This is a genomic window from Gemmobacter nectariphilus DSM 15620, from assembly GCF_000429765.1.
Taxonomy (GTDB): domain Bacteria; phylum Pseudomonadota; class Alphaproteobacteria; order Rhodobacterales; family Rhodobacteraceae; genus Wagnerdoeblera; species Wagnerdoeblera nectariphila.
In genome coordinates this window covers 1-17,949 of record NZ_AUCM01000033.1, presented here as the reverse complement: position 1 = coordinate 17,949, position 17,949 = coordinate 1, and the positions used below count along the sequence as shown (strand labels likewise).

The window sequence follows — 17,949 nt, the reverse complement described above, 5'->3', positions numbered from 1 at the left end:
AGCCATCGAGGATCTGGACGTCGTAGCTTTCCAGCTCCTCGGCCAGCGGCACCTCGACCTGTTCCCATGCGTCGGCCACAAGCGCCCGGGACCGCCGCGTCCAACGGATAGTCAGATCGCCCGGGCTGCGTGCCGTGCGCCACGGCTGTTCGACGTGGACCGGCGCGAACGGGACAAGGCCGCGCCCGGTCGGGGTGAAGCCCAGCGCAGCATAGCTCGCGTCGCTGACGGTGCGCGCGGCCGGCCCCCCCCGCCAGTTCCACGGCAGGCCAAGGTCGGCTTCGGCGATGGGCAAATAGGCCAGCGTCGCATCTAGCACGACCACCCGTGTCCCGGCCGGGGCCGGGTTGCCCATCGCGTATTCCGTTCCGCGCTGGCCACGCAGCAGACGGGTCAGGCGGTAGCGGCCGGGGGCGATCAATTCGGCCGCGCCCGCCTGGACGATTTCCCAAAGGCCCGCCGCTGTCTCGACGGCTACCGCATTGGCTCCGCCGAACAGCGCGACATCCGTTACGCTTTCCAGCGTTCCAGACAGCATATCGACCAGCAACGCGTTGCCCAGATCGAAGCGCGACGTCGGCCCGGGAAAGAAGTCGAAGGCCAGTGTCCCGATCCGGGCACGACTGCCGAAGGTCGTCAGCAAGGCGAACCCATCTGTCGAGGCGCTGCGGAAAACGGCGATCTCGCCGGGCCAGGGGCTGGCATGCGCGGCGATCAGGGGGCGATGGGCGGGCTGATCCTCACTGATCTGCGGCAGGTCCAGCATGACCACTTCCGGCGTGCCGAAGACGACGGGACTCGCCAGTGAGGCCGGGCGGGGATCGCCGGGCGGCAGATCATAGGCGGCACGATCCTGACGCACCGCCTCGATCCCGCGCGCCTCGGCATCGGCGACCGAGACGAGGCGGAACTCGATCTCCCGGCCATCATGCGCCAGCCGGATCACGTCGGCCGGATCGAGGGCGAGCCGCGAGGGCGGCAGGCGGAAGGTGGCGCTTTCCCGGCCGATCCAGGCCTCCATCAGCGCGCGGCGGCAGCGGCGTTCGGCTTCCTCGGGCGGGATCGCCATCGGGAAGGACTCGGATGCGATGCGCGTCGTGTCGACGGTGATGCGGCGGGCCTCGACGAGGGCCGCGTCATAGTCTTCGTCCGCGCGCGCGACCTGCCACTTCAGCGCTTGCGGCAGTTCGGTCTCCTGACCACGGGTCAGTTCGAATGCCTCGCCTTCACGGCTGGCGACCAGATCATCCACCGTCAGGGTGAGGCAGGATGCCCGGCCGCGCATCACGAAACGGATCACCCCCTCGGTCTCGATGGCATCGAAGCCGAAGTGTCGGGCCAGCGTGGAAATCGACGCCCGAGGGCTTTCGAGGGCCCCGATGACATAACCCTCGACCGCGCCCCAGAGTCCCGACACGTCAATCAGGTCTTCCGCCAGCCCGGCGCGCAGGCATAGGTGGCGCACGAGGGCGGCGAGGGACACCGCGCCGAGTCGTCCGGTCAGCCAGTGGCCCAGCCGCCAGTTCGGGCCGTCCGTCCAGACGCCGGTCAGTTCGGGGAAGAACGGATAGGGGCGTGCATCCCAAGTCCAGGCGGCGCATTCGGGGACATGGACCATCCGGCCGCCGTAGATCGCGGACGTCGGGTTGTTCGTGCCCTGGCCCCACCAAAGGTAACTGGCTTCCAGATAGGCGCGCTGAATCGCGTCGTCCCGCCATCCGCGGGAGAAGTACGGGGTGAAGCTTTCGGACGACTTCGGGTCGAAGAAAACGTTGGGCTGGTTGGTGCCTCGGTCGATGGCGGGGCATCCCAGTTCCGTGAACCAGACGGGCTTCGATTGCGGCACCCATACGGTCGGCGTGCCGCTCTCTACCCCGCCCGGCCGGTTGAAATGCGGGTTCGACCACCAGGCCCGCAGATCCTTGTAGCGGAACACCCAAGGCTTGCCCGCGGCACCGTCGGTGATCGGCGTGCGCAGTTGCGCCGACCGGTCGGCGGACGAGGCGTAGAACCAGTCGAAGCCCTCGCCGCCAGCGATGTTGGCCTGCAGGTAGCCGCGATCATGGATCGCGGACCAGCCTTCCAGCGCATCGGCATGGTCGAACCCGTCGCGCCAGTCGGAGAGCGGCATGTAGTTGTCGATGCCGATGAAATCGATGTTGGCATCCGACCACAGCGGATCGAGATGGAAGAACACATCGCCCGACCCATCTGAAGGGTGGTGGCCAAAGTATTCCGACCAGTCGGCGGCATAGCCGATCCTGGGATCAGCGCCGAGGATGGCGCGCACATCGGCGGCGAGGGATTTGAAGGCAGTGACGACGGGATAGCTGCTGGCACCCGACCGGATCGTGGTGAGGCCGGGCATTTCGGAGCCGATCAGGAAGGCATCGACGCCCCCGGCCGCTTGGCACAGATGCGCGTAGTGCAGGATCATCCGGCGCAGCGACCACTCGCCGACCGGGCCGGTCCAGCTGACATTGGTGCCTGACACGCTGAAGTTAATGGGTGCCGCCGTGCCGAACAGGGCTGATACCTGCGTGGCGGCTGCGGCGGTCTTGTCCACCGATCCTGCAAAACCCGCTGCCGGGGAACAGGTGATGCGGCCACGCCAGGGGAATGTCGGCTGGCCAGCGGTGGCGGCATTGGCGCTGTAAGGATTGGGCTTCGTGTTGCCGGGCGGCACGTCCAGCAGCAGAAAGGGATAGAAGGTGACGCGCAGCCCGCGCGCTTTCATCTCCTGGATGGCCTGCACCACCGCGAAATCCGCAGGCGTCCCGCCGTAGACCGGACGATCCTCGGCATCTCGGCTGACCAGAAATGCGTCTGCGCGGCTGACGCCGTTCACCACCCAAGTCGAGGGAGTCGTTGTCTTGGCCGCAACTTCGACGCCCGGCCGCACCTTGCAGTTCCCGGCGCGCAAATCATCGCCAAACCAGGCCACGACGAGGCTGACGCTTTCCACTGCCGGGGCCATCGCCTGCAGCCGATCCAGTGCCACGACGATGTCAGCAGTGTCGGCGATTGCGTTCAGGTTCTCGGCCACGGTCGCGCCGCCAGCGCCGGTGGTCTTCTTGACGGGCGCGGTGGCATAGCTGAACTCGCCCGAGGCGGGGATCATGGTGACGGCCTTCACCAGCCCCTCGGCCGTGTCGGGATCCGCGAGCGGCCGGAACACCTCGAAGGATAGCTGCGGCAGGCGATTGCCGTAAGTCGCGAGCGGCAGTTCCTCGAAGACCACATAGGCCGTGCCGCGATAGGCCGGGGTGTTGGCCGCGCCCATCTTCGCAGAGATGAACTGGTCGGCCGCTTGCGCCTCATCGCCCGGATACCAGCGCCAGGTGATGCCGGTCATGTCGAGCGGCTTGCCATCGGCCCAGATGCGGCCGATGCCGAAGATCGGGCCTTCGCAGAGCGCCACGGCAAAGCTGGCATAGTAAAGGTATTCGGTCGTGCGGACCTTGCCGCCGCCGCCACCCTTCCCGCCGCCTTGCGTCGTAGTCTTGGTTTCCTCGCGGAAATCCGTGGCCCAGATGATGTTGCCGCCAATGCGCATGCGGCCGTAGAGGCGCGGGATGATCGCCCCTTCGGTGGCCGAGGTGATGCGCAGGCTGTCGAGGCGCTGGCCTTCGATCTTCTGCGCGGGGGCCAGCGAGGATACGATCCAGCTGTCGACGACCGACCCGATGGTCGAGCCGATGAAACCGCCGATGGCGGCGCCAGAGAAGCCGAGGATCGCGCCGCCAAAGGCCCCGCCGATGGCGGAACCGACAGCGCCGAGGACGAGCGTGGCCATGAGAAAATCTCAGCGTGCGGGGAACAGGAAGGCGAAGGCGATGCGGCGTCGCCATGTGGGCGTCAGCGGTTCCTCGATCACGCCGAGGCGCTCATAGGCATGGAGGAAGGTGTTGGGTCCGGTCAGGATCCCGACATGCTTGGCGATGGCACGCGGCATCATGCGGAACAGGATCAGCGCACCGGGTGGTGCGTCGGCTGGTGCGATCTCCGGCATCATCGCCCGCGCCCCATCGGCCAACACCTCGCGCGGCCCAGTCTCGCCCCAATCCCGGCTGTAGGGCGGGATCGGGAACGGCTCCGGCCCGACGACTTCGCGCCAGACGCCTCGTGCCAGGCCGAGGCAGTCGCAGCCGACCCTGCGCAAACTGGCCTGGTCGTGATAGGGCGTGCCCAGCCATGACCGAGCGGCGGCAATAACGCAGGCGGGATCGGCGGCCGTCACAGCACTGATCCCTCGTGCCCACCATCCTTGGTGGCGTAGCGCAGGACTGCGTCCTGCCCTGGGATGTGCGGGAACCCTCGGAAGTTCGCGACATTGGCGAACTTCGTCCCGCAGGCTGCAATCCGCTTGTCGCAGCCCGCGCGTACCACGAAAGCATCTGTCGTCATGATCGGGCGCACCGGGGCTTCCAGCAGGGTCAGGATCGCCACGCCATCAACGAGGTCATGCGACAGCACTTCGACCCGCCGCCCGGCATTCGCGCCGGTCGACCATTCCACCAACCCGAAGGCGAACCAGCCTGCCGCGAAACTGCCGAGACCGGAAGCGCTGAAGGCCCGGTCCCGTAACACGTCGATCACCGCGCCGGTGCCCTTGAAGGCCGGGGCCTCGAGGTTCACGCCGCAGCGCGCATCGCCCAGCGCGGCATCGCAGCTGGCCTGGAACGTCCGCCCGACCGTCTGGCCGAGGATGTGGGCGAGGCTGCGCACTTCAGCCACGAAGGCCAGCCGTCCGCGCCGGATCTGTCCGATGGCCCCGCGGCGCAGGAGAACGCGTTGCGCCGGGGTCGACCAGTTCACCCGCCAGACCTCGACCGCCGCATTGTCCCACCGGCCGTCGAGGATGTCGGTCTCTGTGATCCGGTCGGACGAAAGTACGCCTTGGGCGTCCTGCGCGTCCACGGACAGGTCGGACCCCGACCTGACCTCGGACGCCGTCAGCCCGCTTTCGGGTTCGAACTCGGTCCCGTCGAACGACAGGGTCCGGTCATGGTCCGTGAAGCCGAAGGTCACGCCATCTGCCCGGGTGATCCGCCAGCACCAGGCGAGCGTCGTCGTGCCGTCGTCGAGATGGGCCTGCAGCGCGGGCGGGAGGGATTTCATGGCCGGTCGCCCTGTGCTGCTGCCGCACAGAGGGCGGCTATCAGGATGCCGATGGCACCGCCCACGACCATGCCTGCGAGGAACTCAATCATCGCCGCGGAACCCGCGTTCGATCCGGTCGCGCAGGCCGATGAGGCCGAGGCCGAGGGCAATCAGCGCGGCAGGCGATGCATCGCCGGAGCCTGCCAGCGTCGCGACGAGGCGGGCGAAGTCGGCCAGCGGGCCGGTGGCGGGCAGCGCGAGGGAGGCGGCGCCGGTGGCGAAGGCGAGCAGCCCCGCCCACCAGGTGAGCGAGTTCGGACGGATGTAACGCATGGTATCAGACCCTCCGGATCAGGGTGGTGAAGAGGTTGGCCAGCCGGGCGAGCCAGCCGGAAGGTGGGTCGGGCGGCATGTCGGCTTGCGGTGACGGAGCGGGTGGTGCCGGTGCGGCCAGCGGCCGGATCAGGGACATGGCCTCGGTTTCGATGAGCCGCCGGATCGGCCGGGAGAAGTCCACCCGCCCGTTGCGGTCCACGGCCCAGACCGGGATCGTCCCGCCGGGATAGCGGCCGTGACGAAAGAGTTCGCGCTCGGCCTCGCGGCGTGGGATGATCGAGGCCGGTCGCCGCCAGTTCAGAAACGCGTCGGCGGCTGCAACGCGATTTCCGGCGTTGAGCGCCTTCGTCAGCGTGGCCCTGGCGATGGCGCCGGTGTTGTAGTGGAAAGACACCAGCGCATCGAACTCGTGCGGCGCGAGCGGCACCTTCACCGCGCGCAGCACCGCGGCCTCGTAGGCGGCGAGGTCTGCGCGGAAGAGCCGGAAAGCCTCGCGGATCCCCGCATCGAGATCGGCCGGCATGCCGCGCGCCATTTGCGCCGGATCGGGCGGACCGGCGGCGGCCGTGTGGCCGATGCCGAAGGTCCAGACGGTCTTCACGTCGAGATAGGGTCCGGGCACGATTCCCTCGTGCCGGACGAGGGCCAGGAGGCCCCGGTCGGTCATATGCATGGGATTACCGGAGAAGCGAGAGGACGAGGATCAGCACCGCGACGGCGAGGCCAACGCCCAGGCGGTGGCGGAAGGCCTGACCGGGATCGCCCGGGTCGCAGCGGAGGGCGCGCGCGCGGCGGAGAAGGTCATTCATCGTCTGCCCCTCCATTCGCGCCGCGCAGCCGGGCGAGGACGAGTTCGATGAAGGCCGGGCCGAAGACGCCCACGAGATAGGCGGCCGAGCCTGCCGCCCCGCCCGCGGGGATCGCCTGTGGCGGCAGGGCGAGCCAGGCGGTGACGAGCGCCATCGAGAAGCTGCCCATCCCGGCCGCGATCAGCCCGCCGAGCAGGATGTGGCGCAGCGCATCGCGGAGGCGCATCCGCGTCGTCAACGCATTGGTCGCCCCTCCCAGCGCGCCCCAGGCGGCGAGGATCACCGCCGTCGATGCCGCGAGCTCGCGCAACACCGCCGCCAGAAATCCGGTCTCGTCGTTCATGTGCGGATCTCCAGCAGCGGGATGGAAGTGATTGACCCCAGCCGCTCGAGATCGAGGGTGACGTCGAGAATGTCGGTGTCGAAGCGGACGGGGACGTCGAATTCGAAGCCCGCCGTGATTGCGACACCCGCGCCCGGGGCGGTGGAGAAGGTCACGCTGCCGGTGGTGGTGTTGACGCTCCAGCCGTTCATCTGCTCCACCCCGTTCAGCGCGATCCGGACGGTCCCTGCCACCGGTTTGGCGATGGCCCGGGTCCAGCTTTGGGCACCGGAGGTGTAGCGCTTCAGCAGGGGGAAGGTGGTGACCGCGCCATTGCCGGTGCCGATGGGCTGATCGGTCAGCGCGACCGCCTGCGACGGCAGGCAGGATTTGTAATCCGCCCAGTCCTTGTAGCGAAACCCGTGCAGGCGCCCGTTTCGGGCCTCGAAGAAGGCGACGACCTCCGCCAGATCGTCGGCGCGGCGGATACCGTAAGCCACGTCATAGCGGCGACGGCTGTTGGCCCAGCTCGCGTTGCGCTCCTCGGCCCCGCTCGCCAGTTCGACGATCTGCGTGCGCCGCTCCGGGCCACCGCGTGCCCCACGGCTGATGTTGTCCGGAAACCGGACCTCGTGAAATGCCATCAGAATTCTCCATCGTTCGTGCTCTGGTCCCCGCAACCGGTTCCCACTTGCGGGGTCGCACTCACATCCCCCTCCGACCCAGCGACACGGCGCGGGCGATGTCGCTTGCGACCTGCGTGCGGGACTGGCGGAAGCTCTCGGCGTCGCGGGCGTTGATCGTGACGTTCACGGTGGAGGCCCCTGCCTGGCCGTAACCCGCGGCTTCCCGGCGCGACAGAACCCGCTCACCCCTTTGCAGGATCGCGGGCACCTCATCGGGGCGCAGCCCGGCCCAGCCCCCGCTGTGCATCCGGGGCGCACCGGCAAACGCCAGCGCCGGGACCATCCGGCCGGGACCAGGGGCGCCGACCATCCCACCCGAATGCAGGATGTTCGCGAAAATCCCACCCGCCCCGCCCAGCGCGCCGGAAAGCGCATTGGCGATGGGACCGAGGATGAAGCGCCGCGCCGCGAGCTTCGCCAGATCGGCGATCATCGAGGTCACCAGATCCCGGAAATCGAGCTTTCCGGTCTTCACGAAGTCGCCGATGGCATTCTCGGCGCTCTGGAAGGCCCCGACCAGTGCGCTGCCGATATCGCCGCCGATCTCGCGCGCCTTGGCGGCGTAGTCGGCAAGCACCGCCGTGACGGCCTGCCAGCCTGTGAGGGCCTGCTCGGCTCCGGCCGCCGTGTCGGACCCCGCCTGTCGCCCGGCCGCACCGGCGCGACTTGCCGCCCCGCCAGTATCGTCCATCTCTTCGCCCAGCGCCCCGGCTGCGGCAGCTGCGTCTGCCAGCGCAGTCTCGGCATCGGCCCCCGTGCCGGTCACGGCATCCTTCAGCGCCTGCCAGCTGGCCAGCGGCCGACCGGCAGCATCGGCCAGCATGCCAGCCGCTTCGCGATAGCCAACGTCTCGCGCGCGGGCATCGTCGGCCATGGCACCGAGCCCGAGGTCGGGCGGTTCCAGATAGGTGCGCCCGAGGGCGGCCGAGAAGGCATCCGCGGCGGCGGCACCGGCGGCCGTTGCGGCACCTTCGAACGGATTGCCGATGCGCCCAAGCTCTACCGGATCGAGGATGCCGATCCGCACCCCACCTTCGCCTGTCGCCCATTCGGGCAGCAGCGCCAGTGCTGCGTTCAGGGTCTCGATGAAGCTGTTGATGCGGGTGACGACGCCGTTCAGCATCGCCTCGACGCCCGAGATCAGCCCGTTCGCGGCCTGGAAGGCGAAGTCGCCGATCGCGCCGGGCAGACTCCCCCAGATTGCGACCGCCGCGTCATAGGCCCCCTGGAAGATCGCCGCCGTCCGGTCGCCGAAGCTGACGACGCCCGCGATGGTGCCTTCCAGCGCCAAGAGACCGGCCGCCTTCAGCCCCTCCCAGCCAGCGGCCATGTTGGCAAAGGCTGCGTCGAGCGACAGGCCGATGCGCGACCAGACTTCCTTGGCGAGATCGCCGAGCAGCCGGAAGGCTTCGCCCACGCCGCCGACACGGGTCACAAGTTGCGAGAACTGGTAGACCAGTTCCCCGGCGCCAACGATCAGGGCTCCGATCCCGGTGCGGATCAGCGCGCCGCGCAGGAAGACCAGTGCGGTGGCAAGGCCGCGCACCGACAGGGCAGCGGCCGCCATTCCCGCGACCCAGCGCCCGGCCATGACGGCCGCAAAGGTCGCTGCATAGGTGGCAAGCCGTGCGAGGTTGTCGAAGAGCGCCGTGATCGCCTGCCCGATGGGGCCGGTCGCCCGCGCCATGTCGGCGAGTTTTGTGGCGATGGTTTCCAGCGCCGGGGCGACGGCGACGGTCAAGCGGTTCACGAGGCCGGTCCAGATCAGGCTGAGGCGCGCGATGGCATCGCCCGTCCGCTCGACCTGGGCGGCATCGGCCGCGCTGACCGCCACCCCGAAGTCCTGCACGTCGCGGGCAGCATCGCGCAGGGTGGCGCTGTCGATCCGCAGGAACGCCAGCGCCGCCCGGTCGCCGAAGAGGTCGGAGGCCACGGCCGCCCGCTCGGCCTCGGGCACGAAACCGTTCAGCGCGTCCTGGATCGCCACGATGCGCTGGTCGAGCGGCAGGGCCTGCAGTTCGGCGGCGGTCAGGTTCAGCCGCCGCAGCGCGCCGACCGCCGCGCCCGAGCCGCCGGCCGCCTCAGACAACCGCGTGGTCAGCTTCTTCGTCGCCTGCTCGATCTCGCCCAGCGAGACGCCCGCCAGTTCCCCCGCCCAGGTCAGGGTCTGGATGCTCTCGACGGTCGTGCGCATCGACTGCGCGAGCTTCGCCTGCGCGTCGATGTTCGCGAGGCCCGAGCGGACCATCGCCACCCCTGCCGCCGCCGCAGCCGCTGTGACCGCCGCCAGAGCGATCCCGGCCTTGCGGGCAAAGCTGGCGAGGCGCGTGTTGGCCAGTTCCATCTCGGTGGACAGACGACCGAAACCCTTTGCTCCGGCCTCGCCGATGCCCTCCAGTTCGGCGCGCACCTGGCGGCCACCGACGGCGGCAAGCCGGACGGAGACGCGTTTCTCGGCCATGGGATCTGGGCTCCGGGTGGGATGGGGTCAGTCGCGGTTCGCCGCGATCTGTTCGTTGACGCGGCGGACCATCACCGCTTCGAGGGCGGGCAGCAGTTCGGCCATGGCAGGCGAGGAGATGCCGAGGGCCAAGCCCAGCGCCAGCGCCGCGCCCATGTCCCAGCCGATCACCGCGCCGGGGATGACGCGCATCTGCCCGCCAAGGCGCTGCGCCAGGTCCCAGACCTGCGCGCCTTCGAGCGTCAGCGGCTGGTTCAGCCGTGCGGGGCAGTCGGGACAGGATCCCGCGCAGGCCGCGCAGTAGCGCTCGCCCCCGCCGAAGGACCAGTCGGCAAGGGCGCAGAGCCGTTTTTTTCCGCGTCCAGCAGGAGAGCCTTGGCGACGTATGAAGTCTGGAACGCCTCGAAGGCGGGCCAGATGTCGAGAAGCGCGTCGATGGCCTCGGGGCTCGGATCGATGGGATTGCCATCCGCATCGCCGATCCCCTCCCATTCGAGGATCGCACGCCGCGCCAGCGCCTTGGCCATGGCGAGCGCGGCCTCCTCGGTCGCGGCCCCCTCGGGCAGGTCGGCAATCGCCGGATCACCGCGTGCAGCCACCATCAGCGCCGTGGTCAGTGGGCGGAGCCGGAGGCGCACGCCGGGGACGAGGTCGCACCACTGCGGCGCGTTCGAAAGGTCGAGGGTCAGCATGGAGGGCCTTCTCAATAGGTTGCGACGGTGTTGACGAGGACGGCGGTGCACATGCGGGCGGGGCTGGTGGCCTTGGCCGCCTGCCAGTCGAAAGTGGCCTGGATGCCCTGTGGGCCCGGGATTTCGATGCGCGGGCGCGGCAGGAAGACGGCATGCGCCGTGAAGGTGAAGCTGGCCTCGGCCCCGAGGCTCCAGGCGAAGACCAATTCGCAGGGCGTGCCGTCGATGGCCTGCGTGATCAGCGCGGTGTCGGCAAAGCGCACCTCGACCCGGCCGGTCAGCGCGGCCATGCCGGGGTCGGCCCCCTCGATGCGGCCGTCATTGCGGATGGTCTCGATCCGGTCGAGGCCGTTGGAATAGGTGACCTCGGCCGAGATGACGTTGCCGAGCAGCGTGCCGTTACGGGTGATCGCCCCGTTGAAGTGCCCGAACCGCTGCAGGGCGAGCGAGGTTGGCGTGCCAGCGGCCGTGGCCGCCGCGACGCTTTCGCCCTGCGCCACCAGCCGCGCCGTGGCGGTCAGCAGCCCCGACCGCGCCATCTGCCACGACAACTGATCGCAGACGCAGCCGGTGTACATCGCATAGCGCGGCACTTCGGGCATTGCCGTCTCGATGGCCATGCTCGGCAGCGTCCAGTTCCCCGACTGGAAGGTATGGGTCTTTGGCGTGGTGCCAGAGGTAACAGGTGCGCCGAACGCCGCCTTCAGCCAGAGGCCAAGGTTCTCGACATCGATCGGCACGACGACATCGCCATCGGCGGTGACCGCGTCCTTGATCGGGGCCAGAGGATCGCGCCCTTGACCCAGCAGTTCCGAGGCGATCAGCGGCTGTTCGGAGCCGAGCGTGGTGCTGGCGAAAGGCACCGTGCGATAGCCCGTGGCGGGCGCAGTGCCATAGACGGACTCGAACGCAAGCGCCATCTGCGCCCGCGCCCCATGGGCTCGTGCCATCATAGTCTCCTGTGGTGAGTGAGGTCAGCCGAGCGGATCGGCCGTGGTGTAGTGCAGGATGACCGGGATCACCGCCGCCTTTAGGCTGGCAGCGCCCTCGACAGGCAGGTCAACCGGACGCGGCGCTTCCGCCTCAACCCAGTCGCAGAGACCGCCCAGCGTGCGGTCAGCGGCAATCGCCGCGCCGATGCCGGCGCAGAGGGTGTCGAAGGTGGCGTCACGCGCGGCGCCCTGCACGACCGCCTCGATCTCGGCGCGGTGCTGGTAGTGGTAACGCAGCGGCGACAGCGTCACCTCCGGCTCTCCCGGCTCGCCGTCGCGCAGGATCAGCAGGCCCCCGGCAGGGACGCGTTCCGGCAGCGCGTCACCGCGCAGGGCGGTGGCGGGCAGCGCCGAGAGCCGCGCGTGCAGCGCGGCGAGGATGGTTTCGCGGGGGGTGGGCATCTGGTGTTTTTCAGGTTGCAGGTGCGAGGGAGGTCCGAATGGAGCCGAAACAAACGCCCTAGTGGAACGTTGGTCCCAATCGTGGGAAATTGCGAGTGCATCACACCACGTTCAGCATGTCTGCGAACACATAGAAATCACCCGCAGCCTCTTTCAGCTTAGATCGGCTCAGCAGGCTTAGAAATTCGGCAAAAGCCCGTGCCTGACAGTTTACCTGCTTGGCAGGATTGAACTCTATGTCCGTGAAACCATCATAGTGAACGTTCTTCTCGATCCAGTCAGCGTGCTCTACCAGCGATCGGATGTACAGCCAGTCATAAAAAGCATTCTTTGGCGATAGTGGAAAGTGTTCTCCCTCCAGTTCAAACCGAACAAGATTTCCAGCATCTACTTCTCGAATAAAGCGCTTAGCTTCGCGCGGCGCCATCCGAAATACTTCCGGAAATGGCCCGCGCCGCTCAAAGGTTTTCGAGCCTTGGTAGACGCTCTCAAGCGGGAACTTGCCGGTATTCAATGGCACCTTTAGGCTAAATGCGCTCAACCTTTTCCCGATCTCCTCTTCGGATTTCGATGAAATTTCTAAAACTTTTTCGATACCGCTCCTTCTTGCGGCGCTATGTAGGGCTGCAACATTTTTCTTTTTCTGGACTTCAGCGAAGCCTGGAGCCCAAGGGAAATCGAACGAACGCTCTTGCACCAATTGCGGTCCGCTGAAAGCAGGCAGAAATACAGGGCGGCTGGCCACTATCGATACCCCAATATTAGATTTCTAGGCACACCGTTCGGTACGAGTACTTCCATTTTCTCTGCGGCACGCAAGCGAGCCTGAACGTCGGGGTCAGACCAGTTTGTCCTCGCGTAAATTACCTCTACGTCAAGGTGGGCCAACGCGTCTGAAAGCGGCAAGATCGAGGTGTCATTCGCATTAGCCACGCCGAACGCAATGTGCACGTCCGGAATTTTCAGTACGTCCGGAGAAATCACCAGATACCTTGGATTGGGTAGGCGCCCATCCTTGTGTGCCAGATACTTCATTGGATGATTTGAAGTGAGGCATAGGCTGACAAATGGATCAATACCTCGGGCTCTGTCTTGGTCGTGGCTCCATTCATTGCCACCAGTTGTGTTGGGCCACCAACCCTCTTTGCGCATTCGCTCTTTAGAAACCAATCCTAGTTTGTCGATCTGCTCAAAATTGCTCTCGTCAGTGAAATGGTAAAGACAATCATGCTGTCCACTCTTCTTGATCAAAGCGATGAAGTCGTCGACTGTCATGGTGTTCCATTTTCGTTAGTTTTGTCATTCCTTGATACGCGAAAGCCACCGCTTGGGCCAGTAGCGACCTCGTAGGTCTGCCTGTGAAAAATGAGGCGAAGAGGTACCTGAAGCCGACATTCGTCGGACGAAAGCAAAAGCGCGGGTTGCTGCCGTTCAAACAATCCTCCCATCCACCCAGTTCGCCACGATCAGCGCCGGCACCGCGTCATGCGCCCGAGCTGCATCCCGTGCCAGGTCCAGCCGCTTCGGCAGCTTGACCTGTGGCACCAGCAGGAAGATCGGCGCGGTCACGAGGCCTCGGCCAGTCTTCGACCGTGACGCCACGGCGCGGCCCTTCGTGTTCAACCGCCCCTCGGCCACCAGCAGACTCGGGCCTCTACGCCGATAGATGAACCGCAGGCGCAGGCCGGTGCGGCGCTCCCATTCGCCGGGGGTGATCCGGCCCCCGCGCAGGGACTTTCCTGCTGCGGGCGTGGGGATTGCCAGCCAGAACCCGTTCTTCGAGCGGATCAGCGGGCCGGTGTCGTGGGCGCCGACGATGACCGGGGCGTTGGACCAGACCACGGTCGCCGCGTTCAGGCTGGGCGTGGTCTTGGGGAACTGCTCCGACCGGATGGTGCGGGCAAGGCGCGGCCCGAGCCCCGCGCCGGTGATCTGCAGCCGCCAGGCGGCCTTCAGCCCGGTCCCGGCCTCGCGGATCGCAGCGGACACCGCGCGCTCGCCCGCTGCGACCTCGGCCGCCATCATCGCGACGATGTCGGGATCGATGTCGAGCTTCAACTTCATCGCCGTCACGCCGGGTGCAGATCGACCGTCCAGACCAGCCGTTCGCGATCACGGACAGGCTCGCCCTGTATGACGAATGCCTCGGAGTCGATTTCGATGCGGTCGCCGGGGCGCGGGTTCGGCACCTCGGCCACGCGTAGATCGATGCGCGTGGTTTCCGACCAGAGCCTGGCATCGCCAAAGTCGGTGATCGCATCGGCACGCCGGGCGACGATGCGCACCAGGACGGGCGCGCCGCCGTCGGCGATGTAGACCGCATCCCGGCCGATATTCGGATCGGCGAAGAGCGCACCCACGGCGGCGGCAAAGGCGCTCATCAGAAGGCCCCGTTCAGGCGCACCCGGCCGACCACATCGCCTGCGCCGCCCGCCACCGCGATCACGGCCACGCCGATCAGGGTGTTCGAGGTGGTGGTCTTGGTCGCTTCCTTGGCGGTGTTGTCCCAATAGACCTTGTCACCTGCGGCCCAGGCTTGCGATGCGACCTTCTTCAGATCGTAGACGCCGGTGAGCGCGGCCTCGACGGTTTCGCCGAGGGTGGCAGTGCCCGCGGCCACGCCGAAGATGGTTCCGACGAGCAGGCCGTCGCCCGAGGTGACGGCATAGGGCGCGGTCAGGGTGACGGTGTTGCCGGGCTGGACGTAGTTCTTCATGGGGGTGTCCCTTCTGGTGACAGTTGCGCGTGGTGCGAATTTTTCCTACCTTTGCGGCAGGAGGATCGGACATGGCCGGCAAGATCAGCATTTCCATCACCGACGAGCATGCCGCCCTTCTGCAGGAGGCGGTGGGCAGCGGCGCCTATGCCTCGTCGAGCGAAGTGGTCCGCGAGGCGCTGCGCGAGTGGCGGGCGCGGCGGGTCGTGGGTGAACTCTGGGACGCGGGCCTTGCCAGCGGCCGCGCCGAGCCGGGCACGACCATGACTGACATCAAGCGCGAGGCCCGGAACCGCAGAAGCGCGTCCTGACACGCATGCCACGGATCTTCTTCACGCGGGCGGCCCGCGAAGACCTGATCGATATCTGGACGCACATCGCCGAGGACGATCCGTCCGCAGCCGACCGCGTCCTCGACAGGTTGGACGAGGTTGCGTCGCATCTGGCCGACAATCCGCAGATGGGTCCGGCCCGGGACGATATCCGCCCCGGGCTGCGCTATCTGGTCAGCGGGTCCTACCTGCTGCTCTACCGGATCGACGGCGAGTACATCGAGATCGTCCGCGCCGTGCACGGGCGGCGCGACCTCTACGGCCTCATCTGACCTTACGCGCCCGGGTTCTTGTAGAGGCCACGCCAGTCGATGGCCTTGGCGCCGAAGTCGAGGCGGCACTTGATCTCGACGCCATCGACGTCGAAGCCGTTGCGGGTCTCGATGTAGGCGCCCTGCTGGCCTTCCAGATAGGCGTATTCGATGGTGTCGATCTGGTTGGGCGAGGCCGCGAGATACCAAGAGGTGGCGCTGGCGGCATCGAGGCGCGGCTCGCTGATCGGCGACAGCGTCCGGATCGACTGCGGCACCACCTTGGCGCTGTCGGCCGGGACAAGGTTCTGGGCGACCAGTTGCTCGGCCTTCAGTTCGAGGGCCGCGGGGACGATCAGGAAGGCGGGGCGGATGTTCAGCACCGTCTTCTTGTCGAGCCCGGTCTGCAGCGCCATCGCCGCCCGTGCCGCACCGACGCTTGCCACGTCCAGCGCCGCACCGGTGCCCGCGAGGTTCTTGTGCGTGGTGTGGAACAGCGCATTGCCGTCGGCCATGGCCGGGTTGGCGGTGATGATGCCCCAGACCACGTCGCTTTCCAGCTGCGCGATGGAGTTGCCGTACATCGCCGGGATCCGGGTGAAGGCGTCGAGATCGTCGTTGATCAGCACCTGCCGGGTGATGGCGACGACCCGGCCATAAGTCTTGACCTTGTAGCTCTCCTTGCTCTCGCCCAGCGTGCCGCGCTTGAACTCACCGCTCTCACCCACTTCCAGCAGCTGCGGCGCTTCGCCCAGCTGGACGCGGTGCATCGACTTGAAGTCGGTCGCCAGCACCTGGCGGCAGAAGAGCGCGAAGGTCCGGGGATAGGCGTCATAGGCTTGCCGCAGGGTCTTGTTGGTGACGGCCGAGAGGATCTCGGGGAAGTCCGAGGTCGAATGCAGCGCGCGGGTCGCCACCTCGTCGCGCGACAGACCCCGCGTGTTGACCCCAGCATTGCCGAGGCTCTCGCGGGCGAGTTCCAGCAGCGTCATGCCGCGGTACTGCCGGGCGGCATCCTCCAGCGGGAAGAGAGTGGGGCTGTAACGGTGCAACAGCGCGTTCGCCACCGCGTCGCGGCGCGTGACGCGCTCGTCCCGGCCGCCGAGGGGCACGGAGACATGGGGGAAGGTGCGGGTCTCGTCTGACCTGGCCGCGACCTGATCGAGGATCAGGCGGCGGGACTCGTCGACGCTGAGGCCGCGCTTGACCAGATCCTCGGCGAAGCTGCGTTCGAGGTTCAGACGGCCGGTCAGATCGTAGATCGTAGAGACGCGATCCCGCTCTGCCTCTCGGGCGCGGGTGGCGATGGCCTCGGTGTCGGGGGCTGCGGGCGCATCCGGCATGCGTGCCGCAGCTGGTTCGGGATTCGCCGGGGCCCCGACGGGCTGCTGGCGGGTTTCATGGCTGGCGGGGACATCCCCGGCCACATGGGTCGTGCTCTCAGGCATGGACGCCTCCTTTTGCATGCGGGTGTCGACGATCTCGACGGGATAGTTGGCCTGATCCGAGGCGCGCACCTGCGCGCGGGGATCGGCGGGGACGGTCACGAAGCTGACCTCGAGCGGGGTCCAGCGTTCGACGATGCGCTGCTCGACCTCGCCCTTCGCGGCGGGCTCGACCACCTTCACCCGCTCGATGGAGTAGCCGACCGAGACGTTGCGGATGATGCCGTCACTGATCAGGCCGAACATGCGGTCGGCGGCCTGGTCGAGCCCCTCACGGGGGAAGCGGATGGTGGCCTTGCCTTCCTTGCCCTCGATCCAGGCGCGTTCGACGACGCCCACCTGCGAATGCGAGGACCAGACCGAATGGCTGTCGAGCGCCGGTGCACCGGCGTTGAGGCGCGTCAGATCCACCGCCCTGTCGCTGACCTCAAGGATCTCATCGAAGGGAACGGATGTGTCCCAACCGGTCCATCGCCGCCGCCGGACGGCCGCGCCGGTGGTGAAGACCACATCGACCGAGCGGGCCTCGGAATTGACGGTTGCCGGCAGGATGGGCGCGCGCCGCAGCTGCATCGGCAGGGCGACCGGCGCCGCCATGATCGTGTCGGGCATGGCCCTATTCCTTCTCTGGTTCGGATGCGGGAGCGGTCGGTTCCTTGGCCGGATCGCCCGCCTGCGCGCTGCCAGTCTTGGTGACGCGGCGCGGGTCGCTGTCGAGCACGAGGCCGAGGCCGTCGAGCTTGGCATTGGTCGCGGCGATTTCTGCCAGCACCGCGTCCGGGTTGTGGCCCTGCCGGGCAATGGCCTGCGCCAGCGTCATGGTGCCGGTCCGGATCGCCAGCAGGTCGGCCATCGCGTCCTTGTAGGGATCGACCGCGTCGAACTTCGGCGGCGACCATTCCACCGGCACATCCGGAGTCGGGATCTGCCCTGCTGCCCATGCAGCCTCGGTGAACCAGCGCCAGACCGGCGCGCAGAGCATCGGGATGAAGAGCTGCCACTGGACCGCGTCGATCATGCGGCGGAACTCGACGAGACCCGCCCGGATCGAGGAATAGTTGACCTGGGACAGATCCCCGGTCAGCAATTCGTAAGGCACCCGGAACCCGGCTGAGATCGTGTGCAGGCTGGCGCGCTTGTATTCGCCGTAGCCGCCGGTGGCGGATGGCTGGTTGAACCGGATGTCCTTGCCGCCCCGCGCATAGGCGATCAGCCCCGGTTCGAACTGTTCGACCCGGTTTCCATCGGCATCGACGACGGTGGGTGCGATGCCCTGCTGGGATTCGTCGTCGCCGAAGACGATCGCGGTGACGCAGGCCTCGGTCTTCTTGCGGACCAGTTCGGCCACTTCATAGTCGTCGAGATCGCGCAAGGACCGGATCACCGGCGCGCCCCAGGGAAC

22 protein-coding genes are annotated in these 17,949 nt (G+C 67.5%); 2 read left to right on the top strand and 20 right to left on the bottom strand.

The annotated features are described in order from the left end of the window. The 18 genes from G481_RS0117755 to G481_RS0117675 all read right to left on the bottom strand — a co-directional run. The coding region (locus tag G481_RS0117755; protein ID WP_028031197.1) for a baseplate multidomain protein megatron at positions 1 to 3,796 on the bottom strand (3,796 nt) is incomplete at its 3' end. Positions 3,797 to 3,805: 9 nt separating this feature from the next. Then, positions 3,806 to 4,240, bottom strand: a complete 435-nt coding sequence (locus tag G481_RS0117750) for an NlpC/P60 family protein (protein WP_028031196.1) — start codon at positions 4,238 to 4,240, stop codon at positions 3,806 to 3,808. Then, entirely contained in the window at positions 4,237 to 5,121 is an 885-nt protein-coding gene (locus tag G481_RS0117745; RefSeq protein WP_028031195.1) for a DUF2163 domain-containing protein, read from the bottom strand. The genes G481_RS0117750 and G481_RS0117745 overlap by 4 nt, the downstream gene beginning before the upstream one ends. Positions 5,122 to 5,205: 84 nt before the next feature. Next, the gene (locus G481_RS0117740; protein ID WP_028031194.1) at positions 5,206 to 5,436 is read right to left on the bottom strand and encodes a hypothetical protein; all 231 of its coding nucleotides are present in this window, start codon (positions 5,434 to 5,436) and stop codon (positions 5,206 to 5,208) included. 4 nt (positions 5,437 to 5,440) lie between these two features. Beyond that, positions 5,441 to 6,112, bottom strand: coding sequence for a lysozyme (locus G481_RS0117735; RefSeq protein WP_028031193.1), 672 nt, complete (start codon positions 6,110 to 6,112; stop codon positions 5,441 to 5,443). A 4-nt stretch (positions 6,113 to 6,116) separates the two neighbouring features. After that, a complete protein-coding gene (locus tag G481_RS26910) occupies positions 6,117 to 6,248 on the bottom strand; it encodes a hypothetical protein (RefSeq protein ID WP_281171655.1) in 132 nt (43 codons plus the stop codon). After that, the gene (locus G481_RS0117725; RefSeq protein WP_028031192.1) at positions 6,241 to 6,591 is read right to left on the bottom strand and encodes a hypothetical protein; all 351 of its coding nucleotides are present in this window, start codon (positions 6,589 to 6,591) and stop codon (positions 6,241 to 6,243) included. Before G481_RS0117725 ends, G481_RS26910 begins: the two co-directional genes overlap by 8 nt. Further along, positions 6,588 to 7,214 (bottom strand): DUF2460 domain-containing protein, encoded by a 627-nt coding sequence (locus G481_RS0117720; protein WP_028031191.1) that lies wholly within the window; start codon positions 7,212 to 7,214, stop codon positions 6,588 to 6,590. Before G481_RS0117720 ends, G481_RS0117725 begins: the two co-directional genes overlap by 4 nt. 61 nt (positions 7,215 to 7,275) lie before the next feature. After that, on the bottom strand, positions 7,276 to 9,717 hold the full coding sequence (locus tag G481_RS0117715; RefSeq protein ID WP_028031190.1) for a phage tail tape measure C-terminal domain-containing protein: 2,442 nt from the start codon (positions 9,715 to 9,717) through the stop codon (positions 7,276 to 7,278). Positions 9,718 to 9,744: 27 nt separating this feature from the next. Next, entirely contained in the window at positions 9,745 to 9,909 is a 165-nt protein-coding gene (locus tag G481_RS25660; RefSeq protein ID WP_169728722.1) for a DUF7697 family protein, read from the bottom strand. A gap of 62 nt (positions 9,910 to 9,971) precedes the next feature. Further along, positions 9,972 to 10,409: a hypothetical protein gene (locus G481_RS0117705; protein WP_028031189.1), complete on the bottom strand. Its 438-nt coding sequence runs from the start codon at positions 10,407 to 10,409 to the stop codon at positions 9,972 to 9,974. An 11-nt stretch (positions 10,410 to 10,420) separates the two neighbouring features. Beyond that, the gene (locus G481_RS0117700; protein WP_028031188.1) at positions 10,421 to 11,359 is read right to left on the bottom strand and encodes a phage tail tube protein; all 939 of its coding nucleotides are present in this window, start codon (positions 11,357 to 11,359) and stop codon (positions 10,421 to 10,423) included. 24 nt (positions 11,360 to 11,383) lie between these two features. Then, positions 11,384 to 11,803: a hypothetical protein gene (locus tag G481_RS0117695; RefSeq protein WP_028031187.1), complete on the bottom strand. Its 420-nt coding sequence runs from the start codon at positions 11,801 to 11,803 to the stop codon at positions 11,384 to 11,386. A 100-nt stretch (positions 11,804 to 11,903) separates the two neighbouring features. After that, positions 11,904 to 12,548, bottom strand: coding sequence for a DarT1-associated NADAR antitoxin family protein (locus tag G481_RS24450; RefSeq protein ID WP_051294638.1), 645 nt, complete (start codon positions 12,546 to 12,548; stop codon positions 11,904 to 11,906). After that, a complete protein-coding gene (locus G481_RS25655) occupies positions 12,548 to 13,078 on the bottom strand; it encodes a DarT ssDNA thymidine ADP-ribosyltransferase family protein (RefSeq protein ID WP_084451089.1) in 531 nt (176 codons plus the stop codon). The genes G481_RS24450 and G481_RS25655 overlap by 1 nt, the downstream gene beginning before the upstream one ends. 156 nt (positions 13,079 to 13,234) lie before the next feature. After that, complete coding sequence (locus G481_RS0117685) at positions 13,235 to 13,867, bottom strand: DUF6441 family protein (protein WP_028031186.1); 633 nt, start codon at positions 13,865 to 13,867, stop codon at positions 13,235 to 13,237. 5 nt (positions 13,868 to 13,872) lie between these two features. Next, a complete protein-coding gene (locus tag G481_RS0117680) occupies positions 13,873 to 14,184 on the bottom strand; it encodes a head-tail joining protein (RefSeq protein WP_028031185.1) in 312 nt (103 codons plus the stop codon). Further along, a complete protein-coding gene (locus G481_RS0117675; protein ID WP_028031184.1) occupies positions 14,184 to 14,519 on the bottom strand; it encodes a DUF2190 family protein in 336 nt (111 codons plus the stop codon). The genes G481_RS0117680 and G481_RS0117675 overlap by 1 nt, the downstream gene beginning before the upstream one ends. Positions 14,520 to 14,590: 71 nt before the next feature. Here G481_RS0117675 and G481_RS0117670 point away from each other — a divergent pair, with 71 nt between their 5' ends. Then, on the top strand, positions 14,591 to 14,830 hold the full coding sequence (locus G481_RS0117670) for a ribbon-helix-helix domain-containing protein (RefSeq protein WP_028031183.1): 240 nt from the start codon (positions 14,591 to 14,593) through the stop codon (positions 14,828 to 14,830). A gap of 5 nt (positions 14,831 to 14,835) precedes the next feature. Continuing rightward, positions 14,836 to 15,123, top strand: coding sequence for a type II toxin-antitoxin system RelE/ParE family toxin (locus G481_RS0117665; protein WP_028031182.1), 288 nt, complete (start codon positions 14,836 to 14,838; stop codon positions 15,121 to 15,123). 2 nt (positions 15,124 to 15,125) lie between these two features. Here G481_RS0117665 and G481_RS0117660 read toward each other — a convergent pair whose 3' ends face one another. Then, positions 15,126 to 17,159, bottom strand: a complete 2,034-nt coding sequence (locus G481_RS0117660) for a prohead protease/major capsid protein fusion protein (protein ID WP_245594993.1) — start codon at positions 17,157 to 17,159, stop codon at positions 15,126 to 15,128. Positions 17,160 to 17,163: 4 nt separating this feature from the next. Then, positions 17,164 to 17,949 (bottom strand): phage portal protein (locus G481_RS24445; RefSeq protein WP_035026516.1); only part of this gene is annotated, 786 nt, incomplete at its 5' end.

Coding starts and splice junctions, on each gene's coding strand:
- G481_RS0117745 (WP_028031195.1), bottom strand. CDS start 5,121: ATGAAATCCCTCCCGCCCGCGCTGCAGGCCCATCTCGACGACGGCACG.
- G481_RS0117740 (WP_028031194.1), bottom strand. CDS start 5,436: ATGCGTTACATCCGTCCGAACTCGCTCACCTGGTGGGCGGGGCTGCTC.
- G481_RS0117735 (WP_028031193.1), bottom strand. CDS start 6,112: ATGCATATGACCGACCGGGGCCTCCTGGCCCTCGTCCGGCACGAGGGA.
- G481_RS26910 (WP_281171655.1), bottom strand. CDS start 6,248: ATGAATGACCTTCTCCGCCGCGCGCGCGCCCTCCGCTGCGACCCGGGC.
- G481_RS0117725 (WP_028031192.1), bottom strand. CDS start 6,591: ATGAACGACGAGACCGGATTTCTGGCGGCGGTGTTGCGCGAGCTCGCG.
- G481_RS0117720 (WP_028031191.1), bottom strand. CDS start 7,214: ATGGCATTTCACGAGGTCCGGTTTCCGGACAACATCAGCCGTGGGGCA.
- G481_RS0117715 (WP_028031190.1), bottom strand. CDS start 9,717: ATGGCCGAGAAACGCGTCTCCGTCCGGCTTGCCGCCGTCGGTGGCCGC.
- G481_RS25660 (WP_169728722.1), bottom strand. CDS start 9,909: ATGCGCGTCATCCCCGGCGCGGTGATCGGCTGGGACATGGGCGCGGCG.
- G481_RS0117705 (WP_028031189.1), bottom strand. CDS start 10,409: ATGCTGACCCTCGACCTTTCGAACGCGCCGCAGTGGTGCGACCTCGTC.
- G481_RS0117700 (WP_028031188.1), bottom strand. CDS start 11,359: ATGGCACGAGCCCATGGGGCGCGGGCGCAGATGGCGCTTGCGTTCGAG.
- G481_RS0117695 (WP_028031187.1), bottom strand. CDS start 11,803: ATGCCCACCCCCCGCGAAACCATCCTCGCCGCGCTGCACGCGCGGCTC.
- G481_RS25655 (WP_084451089.1), bottom strand. CDS start 13,078: ATGACAGTCGACGACTTCATCGCTTTGATCAAGAAGAGTGGACAGCAT.
- G481_RS0117685 (WP_028031186.1), bottom strand. CDS start 13,867: ATGAAGTTGAAGCTCGACATCGATCCCGACATCGTCGCGATGATGGCG.
- G481_RS0117680 (WP_028031185.1), bottom strand. CDS start 14,184: ATGAGCGCCTTTGCCGCCGCCGTGGGTGCGCTCTTCGCCGATCCGAAT.
- G481_RS0117675 (WP_028031184.1), bottom strand. CDS start 14,519: ATGAAGAACTACGTCCAGCCCGGCAACACCGTCACCCTGACCGCGCCC.
- G481_RS0117670 (WP_028031183.1), top strand. CDS start 14,591: ATGGCCGGCAAGATCAGCATTTCCATCACCGACGAGCATGCCGCCCTT.
- G481_RS0117665 (WP_028031182.1), top strand. CDS start 14,836: ATGCCACGGATCTTCTTCACGCGGGCGGCCCGCGAAGACCTGATCGAT.
- G481_RS0117660 (WP_245594993.1), bottom strand. CDS start 17,159: ATGCCCGACACGATCATGGCGGCGCCGGTCGCCCTGCCGATGCAGCTG.